We start from the raw sequence: 16,096 nt of genomic DNA, 5'->3' as shown, positions 1-16,096 counted from the left end.
AGCTTCGACTTCGCTCAGCTAACGTTGGCTGAGCGAAGTCGAAGCCACAAGTAATTTAATTAATAGCAATTCCCTTACTGGGTTTAGTTTTTAATTCACAGAAGTATTGTCGCTCTTTCGTGAATTGGTATTACAGAGTTTTTTATTTATTTTTTATTTTTTATTTATATAGGTATGACCCAAAAGCTCCTATTTGTCTGTCTCGGAAACATTTGCCGATCGCCTGCGGCGGAAAATATTATGAATCACTTGATTGCAAGGGCAGGAATTAGCGATCGCTTTATTTGTGACTCGGCGGGAACGGGTGGATGGCATGTGGGCGCACCACCCGATCGCAGAATGAGAGCGGCTGCCAAGGAAAGAGGTTTAGACTTTGTCGGTTCAGCAAGACAATTTGAGGCGATGGATTTACGAGAATTCGATCTGATTTTGGCAATGGATCGAGACAACTATCGCAATATTCTCGCTCTCGATCCGCAAGGCAAATTTACTCATAAGGTAAAGATGATGTGCGATTATTGCGAAACTTATCCCGATAAGGAAGTACCCGATCCTTACTACGGCGGAGCGGATGGATTTAATTATGTGATTGATTTGCTTTTTGATGCCTGTAAGGGGCTACTCAAATCTTTAAGTTAAAACCTAGCAACATCAGGTTTGCTTAAGACATAAAACCCAAAAGAGGATTGCCGCGCTCCGCGCGGCAATCCTCTTTTGGGTTTTAAAATCACAAAATGGCTACGCCATTTTGTGATTTTAAAACCCTTACTGGGTTTGATTTTCAATTCCCAAAAGTGTAGCCACACTTTTGGGAATTGGTATTATGTCCTGATACAGTTGGCGGCAGCTATATAAAACAATTCTCACTTTTTACTTCCATTCTCATCGCCAGTTTTACTGGTGGAAATGATATGAATATCGACATTCTTAAGTAATCGCAAAATCCTTTGGGTCAGCGACCCCTTAAATAAAATTTGCCACCGCGATTTTTGGCTTTCTCCCATCACAATCTGGGTAACCCGATAATTTTTTGCCGTATCGACGATCGCCTTTAATGCATTGCTATCGCTTACCCGAATAAAAGTGCCTTCAAATTCTTTGCACAATCGTTCGCAAGTCTCTATATGGAGGCTTTCGGCTTTGGTTAAAAACCGTTCAGGGTCATCAACAAATAGAACGTAAAGTTGCGCGTGCATATAGCCTGCAATCCTCGCACCTCGCCTCAATAACTGCAAAGAATTAGGATAGGTGGAAACGCAAACTAACACCCGTTCGTGAATGTTACAAACTAGATTGCTAGCCGAATTAGTAGAATCATGAGCTTCGAGATCGTCTTCAATATTATCGGCAATTTCTCGCAGCGCCAACTCCCGTAGGGCAATCAAATGACGACGCTGAAAAAAGTTGTTAAGGGATTGATCGATTTTTTCAGGTGCATAGATCTTTCCATCACGGAGTCTTTCCTGCAAGGTTTCAGGCGTGACATCGACTACAACCACTTCATCGGCATCTTCTAAAATGCGATCGGGAATGCGCTCTCTGACAATTACCCCCGTTATTTTCGCAACGGTATCGTTAAGACTCTCGATATGTTGAATATTAACAGTGGAATAAACATCAATTCCTGCTTCCAGAAGCACTTCCACATCCTGATAACGTTTTTCGCGTTCAGCATTGGGAACGTTAGTATGCGCCAATTCATCCACTAGCGCTAATTGTGGCTGTCTCTGAAGAATTGCATTAGTATCCATTTCTGTGAGCGTCACCGACTCCCAACTAATTTGTTGGCGCGGGATTAACTCCAAACCGATCGCTTTGGCTTTCGTTTCAGCACGATTATGGGTTTCCAGCAACCCAATGACAACATCAATACCCTCCGATCGTAGTCGATGAGCCTCTTCTAGCATTCGATAGGTTTTACCAACTCCAGGACTCATGCCAATAAATATTTTATGTTTACCGCGACGATGGGTTCTAATCATAGTTCTTTCTATTTATAGAGCTGATACCAATTCACCGAAGTGAGCCAACACTTCAGTGAATTAAAAAGCAAATCCAGTAAGGTTTTGAGATTCATGTCTTCGATTCATGTCTTCGATTCATAAGTAGCTAGGCATAAGTAAACTTAAAACCTAGAAGAGCGTACCGCCCGCTACGCGGGCGGTACGCTCTCTGGTTTTGGTTTTTAATTATGCCTAGCTACTTACCTTCGAGTTATGCCTTCGATAGATTGTCTAATGCAAGATTTAACTTTAATACATTCACCCCATCTTCTCCAAAAATGCCGAGAAACCGACGATCGGTACTTAGTTCGATTAGTTTTTCTAATTGACTCAGCTCGACTTTCCTTGCGAGAGCGACTTTCTGGATTTGGGCTTTAGCGGCTTCAGGGGTGATATGGGGATCGAGTCCAGAGCCAGAAGCATAGATGAGATCGGCAGTGGGATTAATACCTGCTTTTTGCAATCTCGGTATATCTCCCTCGATCGCCTTACTAGGATCGGCATCGGCTTTACCCTTGATGCGTCCGAGCAGATCGGGATTACTTGCTGCTAAGTTACTTCCGCCCGATACGCCCGTTTTAAGAATGCCCGCCGTATCCTTTTGAGGGTCGGCAGAGCTGTAGCTGATGGCGCTAGGTCGGCTATTAAAATATTTATCACTGGTAAAGGGTTGTCCAATGAGACTCGAACCGATCACCTGTCCTTGGGAATTGCGGATTAAACTTCCATTTGCTTGATAAGGAAAGCCCCCTTGAGCGATCGCAATCATGGCAAAAGGATAAATTACCGCAACCAACAACCAAAGAACGAGGGTAGTCCGAATAGCTTTGATAATTTCGTTCATAGGATTAAAATTTCTCAGGTTGGAACATGACAGCAAAGAGATAAATGGAAAAGCTAACGGTGGCAATCCCTAACAGTCCTAGGGCATAGGCTTGAAAGCGGGTAAAACTATCGGCATTAGCGGCGAAGACCGCAGGGGCAGCTACGAGGTTCAGACACAAGGCAAGAAATAAGTAGACTGGATATTTCCGCTTAATCACAAGTTGCCCAAGGCTCCCAAGATCTTCGAGGGGAAAGCCGTTTACAAAATCTCTAGCAAAATCTCTAGCAAAGTAATTTGGGGATTTTTTCATGATTTTCAATGGGATAAATTAGGCGATGGGCAAGAGAATATCGATGAATTTAATGGCAATAAATGGAGCAATCACACCACCTAGCCCATAGAGCAGAATATTGCGCTGTAGGAGTTGATCGGCAGTGAGAGGACGAAACTTCACGCCCTTAAGGGCTAAGGGAATTAGGGCTGGAATGATCAGGGCATTGTAGATTAACGCTGAGAGAATTGCCGACTGGGGACTTTTTAAACCCATAACATTCAAAGCCCCAATCCCTGCGGCAGCAAAGATAGTCGGAATGATGGCGAAATACTTCGCAATGTCATTGGCGATCGAGAAGGTGGTCAAAGCACCACGGGTAATCAGCAATTGCTTGCCGATCGCCACGAGGTCGATCAACTTAGTCGGATCGGAATCCAAATCCACCATATTGGCAGCCTCTTTTGCCGCCTGCGTTCCTGAATTCATGGCAACGCCCACATTGGCTTGCGCGAGTGCAGGTGCGTCGTTTGTGCCATCACCTGTCATGGCAACTAGCTTGCCCTGAGACTGTTCGCGGCGAATTACTTCAATTTTATCTTCGGGTGTCGCTTCGGCAATAAAGTCATCGACTCCCGCCTCTTCCGCAATTACCGAGGCAGTAATCTGGTTGTCTCCCGTAAGCATAATCGTGCGCACGCCCATCCGTCGCAATTGATCGAAACGCTCTCTCAGTCCTGGCTTAACGATATCTTTGAGATAGATTACACCATACAAATCGCCCCCCTGACATACTCCTAGGGGCGTACCACCGAGTTTCGATACTTTTTCGTAGGCAGCTTCAAACTCTTCGGGGACATTGCCAGAGCGCGATCGCACAAAGCCACGGATCGCATCAACGGCTCCTTTGCGAACTTCGATCGCATCGGGGAGGTCAGTGCCACTCATACGGGTACGGGCTGAAAATTCAATGCCCTTGGACTGTTCCCGATCGAACTTCACTACTGCACCTGATTGTTCAGCTAACTGGACAATTGACCGCCCCTCAGGGGTTTCATCAAAGATACTGGCGGCTAAAGCCACGGAAGCGATCTCGGCGAGCGAATGTCCATTCACAGGAATGAATTCATCGGCGAGGCGATTGCCAAGGGTAATCGTACCCGTTTTATCTAGCACCAAGGTATTGATATCGCCACAAGCCTCAACCGCTCGCCCCGATGTCGCAATCACGTTAAATTGAGCAACCCGATCCATACCCGCAATCCCGATCGCACTGAGCAATCCGCCAATCGTGGTCGGAATCAGGGCAACCAATAGGGAAATGAGAATGGCGATCGTCGTCGGTGTTTGCACGTAATTGGCAAGAGGGGTGACCGTCGCCACCACAATCAAAAATACCTGCGTCAGCACCGTCAGTAGAACGGTTAAGGCAATTTCGTTAGGGGTTTTTGTCCGCTCGGCTCCCTCCACAAGCGCAATCATGCGATCGATAAATCCCTGTCCAGGATCGGCGGTAATCTTAATGGTCAATTCGTCGGAAACCACCCGAGTACCACCCGTAACCGAACTCGCAATATCCGTTCCTGGTTGCTTCAGCACTGGTGCGGATTCACCTGTAATTGCCGATTCATCTACCGAAGCCAAACCTGCGATCACTTCTCCATCAGCGGGAATCATCTCGCCGATCTTGACCTTAACGAGATCGCCTCGACGTAACTCCGTAGAGCTAATTTGCTCGATCGCCCCATCGGGTAGCACTTTACTAGCGATCGTATCCGATCGCGTCGTCCGCAATGAGTCCGCCTGCGCTTTACCTCGCCCCTCAGCGATCGCCTCGGCAAAGTTGGCAAACAAGACCGTAAAGAAGAGAATAACCGTAATTAAGCCATTGAGAACCCGCTCTTTGTTAGGATCGGCTGCCACAGTTCCAAATAAGTTGGGATCGATCGTGACTAATAGAGTGACAATCGTCCCCACCCACACCATGAACATCACGGGATTGCGAACGGCTATACGGGGATTGAGCTTCCGAAATGCATCCCGCACCGCCCGTTGATACAGTCCAGCCATAGATGCCTTGGGCGTGTGGCGGCGCGAGTCGCGGGTGCTACCGAGGGATTGCTTCTTTGGCGAAGATGAGTTAATGCTTGAATTATTATTCATGGATTTTAGCCGCCTCTAGCGATGAGAAAAGCTTCAGCAACGGAGCCGAGAGCCAATACGGGAAAGAAAGTTAACGCGCCCATAATCAAAATCACACCTGCGGTAACACTGGTAAATAGAACCGTGTCGGTACGTAATGTACCTGTGGTCATTGCCACGGGTTGCTTGCGCGACATACCATCCGCTAATAAAAGCAATGCGACAATCGGCACATAGCGTCCACCTAAGAGACTCACCGAGGCACTTAGGTTCCACCACAAAGCCGTAGGCGCAGGCTGACTATTGCCCAAACCAGCAAAGCCCGAACCATTGTTTGCCGCCGCCGAGGCATATTCATAGATGACTTGCGTCAATCCATGAAACCCAGGATTACTAATTCCTGCTAACTGGTCGGGAAATGCTAAGGCGATCGCGCCAGGAATAAGTATAAAAATGGGATGGATCAACAAAATCAAGAAACTGGTCAATACCACTTCATTTTTCTCAATCTTGCGCCCCAAAAATTCTGGAGTTCTACCAACCATCAGCCCAGTCACGAATACGGCTAAAATCGAATAGGCAAATAGGTAAGCCGTACCCGTGCCTTGCCCTCCCCAAATAATTTGCAAGAACAGATTGGACATCGTAATAAAAGCGCCACTGGGCATGAGCGAATCGAACATCGCGTTGACAGCACCAGTCATCGTTCCTGTCGTCGTCACTGAAAATAGAGCCGTCTGTGCCCAGCCAAACCTGATTTCTTTACCTTCAAAGTTCTGACTCTGTTTGCCTAGAACGGCATTAACCAGAGAATTACCTTGATATTCGCCAATCCCAGTAACGATAATGAATCCCACAAAGATAATAAACACCATGCCAAACAATAACCACGACATTTTGCGATTATTGGCAATTTCTCCATAGGTAAAAATTAGCGCTGTCGGAATGGAAATCATCGCTAATGTCTGAAGAAGATTTGAGAATCCATTGGGATTCTCAAAGGGATGCGCGGAGTTAGTAGCAAAGAAACCACCGCCATTTTCGCCAAGTTGTTTGATGAACTCGAAATGGGCAACTGGGCCCAAGGCGATCGCTTGACTGATGCTCGGATCCTCTAAAGTGGGAACAACCACTGGAGCCGATAGGGTTTCAGGCACACCTGAAATAATCAAAGCGATCGTACCGATAATACTAATCGGCAAAAGAATGCGCGTAATTGACTTGATCAGATCGACATAGAAATTTCCAAGCGATCGCCCAGTCAATCCGCGAATAAAAGCGATACCCACCGCAATACCCGTAGCCGCAGACACAAAAAACATAAATCCCAATCCCAAAGTCTGCGTAAAGTAACTCAGGGTAGTTTCACCAGAATAATGCTGTTGGTCTGTGTTAGTAATAAACGAAATGGTGGTATGTAAGATCGTATCCCAGCTTGGAGCGCTCATTCCCGTTGGGTTGAGGGGGAGAATGCCCTGAAAGCTCATAATCAGCGCCAATATTACCGCCATCGCCAAATTGCTATACAAAATCGCGCGGGAATATTGCCAGCCCGTCATCGGAGCAGCGGCTTGCCGATTACTCTGAATACCACTGAGATTAAATAGCAAATTCTCTAATGGGTTTAAAACTGAGTCCAGTAAAGTCTTTTGTCCCAGAAACACCCGTGCAATGTAACCGCCCAAAATTGGGGCGATCGCCACAATCAGCACCAGCGTCAGTCCAATTTGAATCCATCCTTGTAGCATTGATAAATTCCATCTAGAAATAGCTTGGATGAAAAGATCATCAGGCATTTTCAGAACTTTGTATAGGTATAACTTTCCGTTTAGGCATCTCTTTTCCCGTTACCAAACACCCGCTCGCAGCCCAAGCCCAAGATTAGAAGCTCAATCACGCAATATCCGAACAACCTCAGATGCAAAGTTTCACCTCAAAACTTATCATTCTCAATCCAAGGTGTTTAGAAAGCGTTTAGGCTAGCTAAACACTTTCTATATCTTGGATATATTGATTTACAGAAATTGTCGGTGTTACAGTTTGGCAATTGATTTAAGCCTGCTAATTGAGTATGTCAGTCTAATTCGGCAATTCCTAATGTATCTATGCCATGGATGTCTACCCCTCCTCTAGTACTTCTAAAGGGATATCTGCATATTCCTTTAGAAGACAGCATCATGCTAATTTAAAACCATACCAGCTCTTGCACAACCGCTATCGCATTCTCTATCATCTTGGTGAAGGGGGATTTGGAAAAACATTTCTGGCGGTTGATGAATTGCAAATTCCACTTCAATGTGTCCTCAAGCAACTTCTACCACATCGAGCAATCGATCGCTCTACAGCCCTAATCCTCTTTAATCAAGAAGTCCAACATTTAGCAAGGCTCGGCGAACATCCGCTAATTCCTAAGCTATTAGACAGTTTTGAGGAAGATGGAGAATTCTTTATCGTGCAGGAGTGGGTTGATGGATGGACTTTAGAACAGGAGGTTAGAGGTGCGATTCCATTTCATGAACCATTCCATGAAATAGAAGTGCGGCAAGTTTTGCAAGGACTGCTCCCAATTCTGCAATATCTTCACGATCGCCAGATCATTCATCGCGATATCAAACCCGATAATATCATTCGTCGATCATCTGATCGGCAATTGGTACTGGTGGATTTTGGTTCAGCCAAGCAAGTTGCCAATATCCGTCCAATGTCTCAGGGAACGCTGATTGGGAGCGTGGCATATGCAGCCCCCGAACAAATTCGAGGACAGGCGATGTTCGCTAGTGATTTATATAGTCTAGGGGTCACCTGTTTGTATTTATTAACGCAAACCAATCCCTTCGATCTGTACGATATTGGGGAGAATGATTGGAAATGGCAAGCATATTTGCGCCAACCCATTAGCCCTAACCTCAAGGATATTCTCTGTAAATTATTGCAACCAGCTATTAGGCAACGCTATCAGTCAGCAACAGAAGTCCTTACCGACCTAAATGCTTCAATGGTTGATTCCGTAAAATCAACTGGCGATCGCCTATCCCTTGAGATTAATAGTTTTGACCGCAACCGTCATATTAATCATATTAATTCCAGAGTTTCAGAGCAAGCAACGGATCTTGCTCCTCCTCCAATACCAGAAGTAAAACTTTTTGCAGAGGATCTAGCCTCGATTGCATCACTTCCCTTCATGCAGCGGTTGTTAATTGTGAGCATCGGGTCTACTTTGATCAGTTTGGCGATCGCTTGTATCGCATTTTGTTTGAGCATAATCCTTTCTGTACTCGTTCCGCTCCAATCTAATGGCGCAAACCAATCAAAGAGTAACTTCTTTTGGGGAGCGATCGGAATCATGGGTTTAGTCGGGTTAGGAGTATTGGGAAACAAGCCAGTTTCCACTTTAACCAAAGCCCCAATCCCTCCCAATGACAAAATTGATTAAGTAGTTCGGCTCTTGGGGTTTGATTTGTCCTAAGTCAAGTGACTGTAGCTATAAACTAGAAAAAGCTATAGAGTTATTTGAGATTTTATGTCACCGTCACCAGTATCTAATCAGCGATCTATCCCTTGGCGATCGCCTTCATTTTGGATGGTTGGCGGATTGTTCACAATGGTATTCGCCTTAGAGTATGCTACGCCGCCAGACTATGTGATGAGCTATCTATATATCAGTCCGATCCTAATTGCCAATTCGCGACTGAGCCGCACAGCCTCCTTTCTACTGATATCAGCCGCAGTTATTTTGACATTACTAAATATTTGGATTCCTAATAATCCAGAAATTCATGCATCGATGGTAGTAAATCGCATAGTCACCATCTTTGCGCTAATCGTAACAGGACTTTTGAGCGATCGCTATAGCCAAACCCAACAAACTCTATTCCAGCAGCAGTCAAAGCTGCAATCCCAAGAAAGAATTATGAACGTGCGCGAAGATTTTGCCTCTACGCTAGCGCATGATTTACGAACTCCATTACTCGGCGCGATCGAAACTCTCCAAGCCTTCGATCGCGAGCTATTTGGCAATATTAGTCTCAAACAAAAAACTGTCTTAGAAACGATGATTCGCAGTCACCAAAATAGTTTGAAGCTAGTTGAAACGCTCCTTGATGTCTATCGCAATGAAACAGAAGGATTGCCATTAAAAGTAAGCCCGACTAACCTCGCAGTTTTAGCGGAAGAAGTTGCCTCATCAATGGTGCATTTGTCAACCAGTCGCAGTGTCTATTTGAATTTGCATTATGGCGATTCCGAATTTCGCAAATTTCTGTGGGTAAATGGCGATGCTTTTCAATTAAGACGGGTTTTCACAAATTTACTGACCAATGCGATTAACCATTCCCCCAGAGGGGCTAAGGTGGAAGTAATACTTGAAACTCAGTCATCCTATCAGCTCGTTCATATCGTTGATTTTGGCGCGGGGATTAAGCCCGAAGAAAAACCCTATCTGTTTGAAAGGTTTTACCAAGGTCAAAGCGATCGCTTAGCTACGGGTTCTGGGCTTGGGCTATACCTGACCCGTCAAATTATCGAAGCCCATGACGGGACGATCTGGGCAGAAAACCGTATGCCCCACGGAGCTGTCTTTGCCTTTCGTTTACCAGCCTTACCCTTTTCATCGCAATCCACGTAAATCTGGAAACGTTAAGATGAATGGCGGCGCTTCGCGCCGCCATTCATCTTATACCAAATCACAAAATGGCTACGCCATTTTGTGATTTTAAAAACCTTACTAGGTTTGCTTTTCAATTCCCAAAAGTGTAGCTACACTTTTGGGAATTGGTATTACGTGGATTGCGATGAAAACTACGGTAATACCCTTGGCGACAGCTAAATCAAAACCTGATAGGTTTTGAGATTCCCAAGATGGCATTGCCATTTTGGGAATTGTTAGACGATCAGGAAGGGTGGCGCTTTGCGCCACCCTTCCTGATCGTCTAAAGTCTTTCCTTAATTCGCTAAAATCCCCTAAATATTGACATCCATTTAACTACATAAAGCCGCAAAATATTTTTGGTAGGAATAATAGTAGTTCGGCATAATTAAAACCAAAACCAGAGAGCATACCGCCCGCTACGCGGGCGGTATGCTCTTCTAGGTTTTAAGTTTACTTATGCCTAGCTACTTACAAAGAAAAGCACTGTAAAGCCTGTCGTCATCCCCTGCCAACAAGCCTTAGGAAAAAACATGACCTTGGATCATCTGAGAATACTTTTAGTTGAAGATGACGAACTATTTCGTCTCGGACTACAGGTAAGACTGCAACAGGAAAGGCAAATAGCCTCTTTAGTGGAGGCAAGCGACGGAGAAACGGCGATCGATCTTGCAAAACAACAGCCCTTCGATCTCGTTCTTCTCGATATTGGCTTACCAGGGCTAGGCGGCTTGGAGACCTGTCGCCAACTCAAACTCAGTCATCCCAGCTTACCAATTTTAGCCCTAACTTCTCGTAACGAGCGATCGCTGGTTTCGCGTTTAGTCACGGCAGGCGCACAGGGCTATTGTCTCAAAGGGGTTGCAGCGGAAACGTTAATTCTGGCAATGCGATCGGTAGTTGCTGGGGCTTCTTGGTGGGACGCAAATGCCACCGCTGAAATTCATAATATTTTTCAAAACCAATCCTCCGAAATAACTTCAGAGGATACATCTGGAGCGAGGGCAAATCTTTTAACCCGCAGGGAAAAAGAAATTCTCCTCTTAATTTCCGAACATAAGACCAACCAAGAAATTGCCAATCTGCTCTATATTTCTGCTGGCACGGTACGCGTGCATATTCACGCGATCTTACATAAATTTGGTGTAAGCGATCGCAAACAAGCGATTGCCTATGCTATTCAGAACGATTATTTATAAGGAAAAAATTTATACGGTAAGGATAGGCGGCGCATAGCGCTGCCCATCCTTACCATATAAAACTATCCCCCTATTTCTTTAGTGGCTAGGAAAAATCAAAACCCCAAAGATAGGTGGCAGCGCGGAGCGCTGCCACCTATCTTTGGGGTTTTATGTTCTAAGCAAACCTTACGTTGCTATATTAAGCAAAATGAGACCGATTTTGGCAATCGAGAGATAATGACAGAAACTAAAGCATTGACATACGCCTACTATTCTGGATGCGTTGCTAAAGGGGCATGTAAAGAGTTACATACCTCCACCACAGCGATCGCTCAAGCCCTAGGTATTGAACTAGTAGAACTGCACAAAGCAACCTGTTGTGGTTCGGGAACCTTCAAAGAAACTGATGAACTCATGGAGGACGTAATCAATGCCCGCAATATTGCCCTCGCCGAAGAATTAAATCTCACGGTAATGACGCAATGCAGCACCTGTCAGGGAGTACTCGGTCGCGTCAATGATCGGCTCAAAAGCGTTGATACCGATCGCAAAGAAGAGGTAAATGCAATCCTTAACACCCAAGGACATCATTTCCAAGGTTCCACCGAAGTTTTACATTTACTCTGGATTTTGATCCGCGATTACGGATTGAAAAGACTCGCAACTAAAGTAAGCCGATCCTTAGCCAATTTAAACTGTGCGGCTTTCTATGGTTGCTATTTATTGCGATCGCAAACGGTTACTCGTTTTGACGATCCTTTCCGTCCTGAGTCTCTGGAAAATGTCTTTCGTACCGTTGGAGCAACTCCTGTCTATTACGAAGGTCGTGTCCAGTGCTGTGGCTGGCCGATCTCCAGCTATGCACCTAAAGAATCTTTCTCGATGGCGGGCAGACATCTTACCGCCGCGATCGCGGCTGGCGCGGACTGTATCGTGACCCCCTGTCCCCTATGCCATCTCAATCTCGACTCACGACAACCCGAAGTCGAACAAGTGATCGGTCAAAAACTGGGAATTCCCATACTGCACCTACCCCAGCTAATCGGACTAGCGATCGGACTTGATCCTAAAGTTCTCGGTCTAGATCGTCACATTGTCTCTACCAGTTCTGTTTTACAAAAACTCGCTCTGCTATAGCCCTGAAAAATTTTAAAAGCCCAAAAGTAGAAGCCTTGCGTAGCAAGGCTTCTACTTTTGGGCTTTGAGCAAGATTTGATTTGCCCTACAGCGCTTCGCGCTCAAATCCAAATCAAGAAACCTTTTAAAAGTGTTGCTTTGCAGCACTTTTAAAAGGTTTCTTGTAGTTCTTTTTTATGGGCAAAGAGAGAATCGAACTCTCATGACATCGCTGTCGTCAGATTTTGAGTCTGCTAGCCAAAAGCTTATAATCAATACCTAGAAAGGCTTTCAATTTTGCCTTTTTATTTTTGCCTAAAATTTGGACTAAAAACAGGGTTGCATTATGGCGGATGACACCAGAATTTCTCAAGCTAATGGGCGCTTGAAATCTGCAAAGGTGGGGGTGAGGATTGAGGTAATTGGCGATCGCTTATATTTGAGGGCAACTTTACCGCCAAAACCTAATTCTCTGAAACGTGAGGCATATCAGCAGCGCATAGCGCTGGGGGTGAGAGCTAATCCCGTGGGCATCAAGGAAGCGGAAGCGGAAGCAAGAAAGATTGGCGCTTTGCTAGATTGTCGCGAATTTGAGTGGTCTGCCTATCTCAACGAAACCAGCGAGGCTATGACGGCGGGGGACTGGGTGAAAAAGTTTGAGGATGATTACTTTACTCGCAGGGAAAAGACTTCAAAATCACAGTCCACATGGCGTAAGAATTACTGGGAAGCTTTGCAGCGTTTGGCAATGGATGCAGAGTTGACCGACGAGGCTTTGTATAAGGTGGTGATTAGTACAACTCCTGACACTCGGACGAGGCAGATTTACTGTATGGCTTTAGGTGCATTGGCTAAATTTGCAGGTTTGGAGATTGATTTACGCAAGTATTCGGGAAATTATTCACCCAAAAAGGTTACGCCCCGTGATTTACCAAGCGATCAAGAAATTGTGGACGGGTTTTTCAAGATTACTAATAAGCAATGGCGCTATGTTTACGGGTTGATGGCGGTTTATGGGTTGCGAAATCATGAGGTTTTCCACTTGGATTTTGCAACTTTGCCGATCTTGCAGGTGCTTGATGAAACCAAAACAGGAAGACGTAGGGTTTGGGCTTGTTTTCCTGAATGGGTTGATTTATTTGATTTAGCTAATGTGGAGTTACCGCCAATTACAGGCAAAACTAACAGTGATTTGGGTAGCAAGGTGAGTAGATATTTCAAGAGTGCGGGTGTGGTTACGCCCTACACTTTGCGCCATTGTTGGGCGGTGCGGACTCTTGAGTTTGGCTTGCCTGTTGAGTTGGCGGCGATGCAAATGGGGCACAGCGTACAGGTGCATACGGAGATTTACCATCATTGGATTAGCGATCGCCACCATCAACGGGCTTACGATGCGATCATGTCGCGTGTGGATCGCCCTCAAGCACCAATGCGATCGCCCGAACATTCCACAGGTAGTTAGGTTTTGCGGAGGTAGGATTTTTAAATCGGTAATGCGTCCCTTTTTGTAAAATACCTTGCTTGCGTAGTTCTCTGAGTTGTCTTTCAGTTAGCCCAAGCTCATTGGCGGCGGGTTTAGTTTCGTACCAAGATTTGTTCATACTGTCACCTCTTCAGGCTTCACAATTTGGCTAGTACCTTCAATCCAGTTTTTGTTTCTTACCTCTAACTGCCCATCCTCTCTGATATCAATGATTTCAACTCTTTGTCCAGAGAAAAAGCCACTCTTCAGCGAGACAGTTTTCCCCACTTCAAGTTTTTTTGATTTTTGCTGTGAGCAATTATTAGTTATTTGTAAATTTGGTTCAGTTGGTTCAGTTGGTTCAGAAATGACGTGGTTGTCAGCTTTTTTTGATTCAGCCCAAAAGCAATTTGGTTCAGGATTTAATTTTGGTTCAGCCAAAATTGCTTCAAAAAGTGTGCTTATTGACATTGAAGTATTGCGACTTTCTTGGGAATGGCGTAGGAATTCCTTTAAATCTGTGGCTATCAATACTTTTGCTTCTGCAATTTTGCCATTCTCAATAAGAGCGCAAGCCTGAAATAAATTTTCAGTGGGATAACTACCTTCATGTCTATAGGCAAGGGCAAGAGATCTGATACTTTCTTTCAGCAAAATAATTTTGTCTCCTGAACCAAAATTATTTTCTGAACCAAAATAATTTGCTTCAGGATTTGGTTCAGTCATTGAAACCCTTTCTGTATCTATACTTTTTTCTTCTCCTGAACCAAATGAACCAAAATTAGGAGATATTACAAAATTTATAGATTGAATACCGATAGCAAAGAAACCATGCTCGGTTTTTTCGCTGAAACGCACTTTAGGAAAGATTTTGGTTAAGCTTTGCCGCATCAGCCTAGCCGCTTTAACCCAAGGATCGAAGCGGCTGCCTTCATCCAGCCATTGATATTTTTTGTTACCTTTCTCGGTTATCTCAACCTCTAAAATTCCTTGCTCTTGATACCAAGAGGTGAGGCTATCAAATAGATCGCCTAATTTAATGCGACCGTTGCCTTGCTCTAACTTAATGTCTGATGCCCATCTAATCAGATGACAGCTAGACTCTTTGGCTTCTTGGATTGCTCCCGCTAGGGGTTTATAGTCGATGCCATTAGACATGAGTTTGACCAATGCATCTAGCAAACGGTTGAGTAATGCGGGGCATACGTGATTTTGGAGAAAGGCTGGATCGTTTTTAAAGCGCGGATCGGCTGGTAATTCGTCGGGGGATTGTGGGGAACTGGTAAATGTTTTGCTAAATTTGACGATCGCATAGCGTGACTCGATCGCTTTTTGAGCGCCCACGATTGAGGGTGCTTCGTTGCAGTTCAACAGCACGATACAAGAGGGTTTGATGCTGTAGTCGTCTTGGCTTTTGCGTTCGATATCGATCGGATCGCCTGTCAAGACGTTTTTGAGGGATTGCAAACTGTCAAGGCTTAAACGCGAGTGGTTCTCTGATGCCCAATTGATGCGGCTATGTTCGAGTTTTGAAAGTGGGAATTTTTTCCCCTCGTCGTATTGCTGGAAATCGCGCAACGAGCAACCCGTTATCCCCCGTGAAAAGATTTCGGCAATTGCCTCTCTGAGCGTGTCTTTACCATTTGAGCCGTCGCCTTGAAGCAACAAACCACGCAAGCGATCGGGCATGACTTTGCGGACGCTCGCCAAGTCCAAACAGGCGGCAATGGTTTTTAGAAATACGTCTCTTTGGGCTTCATCAAGGGCAATTAATAGGCGATCGCAGGGTTCGGGATCGGCTTTTGGGTCATATTTGACCTTGGAGCAGTAGGTATAAACTAACTCTGGGTGATGCTTTCTGATCGTCCAGCTTGGGGTTTTACCTTGCCATTCGATAGTTAAAACCCCATTGGCAAGATTTAAACCCGTGGGATTTACGCTTAACGGATCTACCCCAAAATTAACTTTGACCCATTTAAGGACAGCATTAACGCTTTGCTCGTTGGCATATTTATAAGTGCGCTTGTTGGTGCGCTCATCGTAAACCAAAAATTTATTGCAAAATTCGCTGATGCGGCGCTTTTCGACGGGATCGGGACTTGCTTCGTAATGCGTCCCAGTCCAGTAATGCAAAGTGTCATTAATACAAACCCAACGGCGATCGCTAAATAGTTTTTTCTGGGCGATCTGGTTGAAATGCTCGGCAATGGGCGGCGCGTCGGGGTCATCCCGTTCTAGTTCGATGATTTCTTGCTTTCGATATTCCTCAAAAGTTACGGCTTTGTCTACGAGCAGATCTAATATCTGTCCACCCTTGGCGGCAATGAGGTCATCTAAGCCCTTGGTTTCGTCGTTATGTTCCCAGATTAATAGCTCTGGGACTGCGCCATGCTTGGCAATGAGGCGAGATAGGCGATCTAGTTCGTGTTTTACGACTGGTTTAACGTGCA

Annotated in this window: 13 protein-coding genes; 6 read left to right on the top strand and 7 right to left on the bottom strand. The window is 45.2% G+C overall.

Going from position 1 to position 16,096, the window contains the following annotated elements; genetic code table 11:
- The first annotated feature begins 174 nt into the window (after positions 1-174).
- Positions 175-639, top strand: a complete 465-nt coding sequence (locus AC805_RS20610) for a low molecular weight protein-tyrosine-phosphatase (RefSeq protein ID WP_055077142.1) — start codon at positions 175-177, stop codon at positions 637-639.
- 224 nt (positions 640-863) lie between these two features.
- Here the strand turns inward: AC805_RS20610 and AC805_RS20605 are convergent, their stop codons facing one another.
- The 5 genes from AC805_RS20605 to kdpA all read right to left on the bottom strand — a co-directional run bounded on the left by AC805_RS20605 (position 864) and on the right by kdpA (position 6,990).
- Positions 864-1,982 (bottom strand): universal stress protein, encoded by a 1,119-nt coding sequence (locus tag AC805_RS20605; RefSeq protein WP_156341503.1) that lies wholly within the window; start codon positions 1,980-1,982, stop codon positions 864-866.
- Between the two features lie 232 nt (positions 1,983-2,214).
- Positions 2,215-2,847 carry a K(+)-transporting ATPase subunit C gene (kdpC, locus tag AC805_RS20600; RefSeq protein ID WP_055077140.1) on the bottom strand — a complete coding sequence of 211 codons (633 nt, stop codon included), beginning with the start codon at positions 2,845-2,847 and terminating at the stop codon, positions 2,215-2,217.
- Positions 2,848-2,851: 4 nt separating this feature from the next.
- The gene (locus AC805_RS20595; RefSeq protein WP_197278802.1) at positions 2,852-3,139 is read right to left on the bottom strand and encodes a potassium-transporting ATPase subunit F; all 288 of its coding nucleotides are present in this window, start codon (positions 3,137-3,139) and stop codon (positions 2,852-2,854) included.
- Between the two features lie 18 nt (positions 3,140-3,157).
- Entirely contained in the window at positions 3,158-5,263 is a 2,106-nt protein-coding gene (gene kdpB / locus AC805_RS20590; protein WP_072143705.1) for a potassium-transporting ATPase subunit KdpB, read from the bottom strand.
- A 5-nt stretch (positions 5,264-5,268) separates the two neighbouring features.
- A complete protein-coding gene (kdpA, locus tag AC805_RS20585) occupies positions 5,269-6,990 on the bottom strand; it encodes a potassium-transporting ATPase subunit KdpA (protein ID WP_055077144.1) in 1,722 nt (573 codons plus the stop codon).
- Between the two features lie 362 nt (positions 6,991-7,352).
- On the opposite strand from kdpA, the gene AC805_RS20580 reads away from it, so the two are divergent.
- Together AC805_RS20580 and AC805_RS20575 are read left to right on the top strand one after the other, a co-directional pair.
- Positions 7,353-8,675: a serine/threonine-protein kinase gene (locus AC805_RS20580; RefSeq protein WP_055077138.1), complete on the top strand. Its 1,323-nt coding sequence runs from the start codon at positions 7,353-7,355 to the stop codon at positions 8,673-8,675.
- A gap of 87 nt (positions 8,676-8,762) precedes the next feature.
- Entirely contained in the window at positions 8,763-9,866 is a 1,104-nt protein-coding gene (locus tag AC805_RS20575) for a sensor histidine kinase KdpD (protein WP_055077137.1), read from the top strand.
- Positions 9,867-9,965: 99 nt separating this feature from the next.
- Here the strand turns inward: AC805_RS20575 and AC805_RS20570 are convergent, their stop codons facing one another.
- A complete protein-coding gene (locus AC805_RS20570) occupies positions 9,966-10,157 on the bottom strand; it encodes a hypothetical protein (RefSeq protein ID WP_055077136.1) in 192 nt (63 codons plus the stop codon).
- 263 nt (positions 10,158-10,420) lie between these two features.
- Between AC805_RS20570 and AC805_RS20565 the strand changes: the two genes are divergently transcribed.
- The 3 genes from AC805_RS20565 (at position 10,421) to AC805_RS20555 (ending at position 13,646) form a co-directional block, all read left to right on the top strand.
- On the top strand, positions 10,421-11,086 hold the full coding sequence (locus AC805_RS20565) for a response regulator transcription factor (RefSeq protein ID WP_055077135.1): 666 nt from the start codon (positions 10,421-10,423) through the stop codon (positions 11,084-11,086).
- A 219-nt stretch (positions 11,087-11,305) separates the two neighbouring features.
- Positions 11,306-12,205, top strand: coding sequence for a CoB--CoM heterodisulfide reductase iron-sulfur subunit B family protein (locus tag AC805_RS20560; protein ID WP_055077143.1), 900 nt, complete (start codon positions 11,306-11,308; stop codon positions 12,203-12,205).
- A gap of 325 nt (positions 12,206-12,530) precedes the next feature.
- Complete coding sequence (locus AC805_RS20555; RefSeq protein WP_055077134.1) at positions 12,531-13,646, top strand: site-specific integrase; 1,116 nt, start codon at positions 12,531-12,533, stop codon at positions 13,644-13,646.
- Positions 13,647-13,781: 135 nt separating this feature from the next.
- Here the strand turns inward: AC805_RS20555 and AC805_RS20550 are convergent.
- On the bottom strand, positions 13,782-16,096 hold a 2,315-nt coding region (locus AC805_RS20550; protein ID WP_197278801.1), incomplete at its 5' end, for a DUF5906 domain-containing protein.

Source organism: Pseudanabaena sp. 'Roaring Creek' (assembly GCF_001402795.1).
GTDB lineage: Bacteria > Cyanobacteriota > Cyanobacteriia > Pseudanabaenales > Pseudanabaenaceae > Pseudanabaena.
Note: the sequence above shows the minus strand (reverse complement) of the source record. Positions and strands in the feature narration are given on the sequence as shown.

Excerpts from the sequence above, each read along its gene's own strand:
- AC805_RS20610 (WP_055077142.1), top strand. The coding sequence starts at position 175 with ATGACCCAAAAGCTCCTATTTGTCTGTCTCGGAAACATTTGCCGATCG.
- AC805_RS20555 (WP_055077134.1), top strand. The coding sequence starts at position 12,531 with ATGGCGGATGACACCAGAATTTCTCAAGCTAATGGGCGCTTGAAATCT.
- AC805_RS20575 (WP_055077137.1), top strand. The coding sequence starts at position 8,763 with ATGTCACCGTCACCAGTATCTAATCAGCGATCTATCCCTTGGCGATCG.
- AC805_RS20565 (WP_055077135.1), top strand. The coding sequence starts at position 10,421 with ATGACCTTGGATCATCTGAGAATACTTTTAGTTGAAGATGACGAACTA.
- AC805_RS20580 (WP_055077138.1), top strand. The coding sequence starts at position 7,353 with ATGGATGTCTACCCCTCCTCTAGTACTTCTAAAGGGATATCTGCATAT.
- kdpB (WP_072143705.1), bottom strand. The coding sequence starts at position 5,263 with ATGAATAATAATTCAAGCATTAACTCATCTTCGCCAAAGAAGCAATCC.
- AC805_RS20605 (WP_156341503.1), bottom strand. The coding sequence starts at position 1,982 with ATGATTAGAACCCATCGTCGCGGTAAACATAAAATATTTATTGGCATG.
- AC805_RS20560 (WP_055077143.1), top strand. The coding sequence starts at position 11,306 with ATGACAGAAACTAAAGCATTGACATACGCCTACTATTCTGGATGCGTT.
- AC805_RS20595 (WP_197278802.1), bottom strand. The coding sequence starts at position 3,139 with ATGAAAAAATCCCCAAATTACTTTGCTAGAGATTTTGCTAGAGATTTT.
- kdpA (WP_055077144.1), bottom strand. The coding sequence starts at position 6,990 with ATGCTACAAGGATGGATTCAAATTGGACTGACGCTGGTGCTGATTGTG.
- kdpC (WP_055077140.1), bottom strand. The coding sequence starts at position 2,847 with ATGAACGAAATTATCAAAGCTATTCGGACTACCCTCGTTCTTTGGTTG.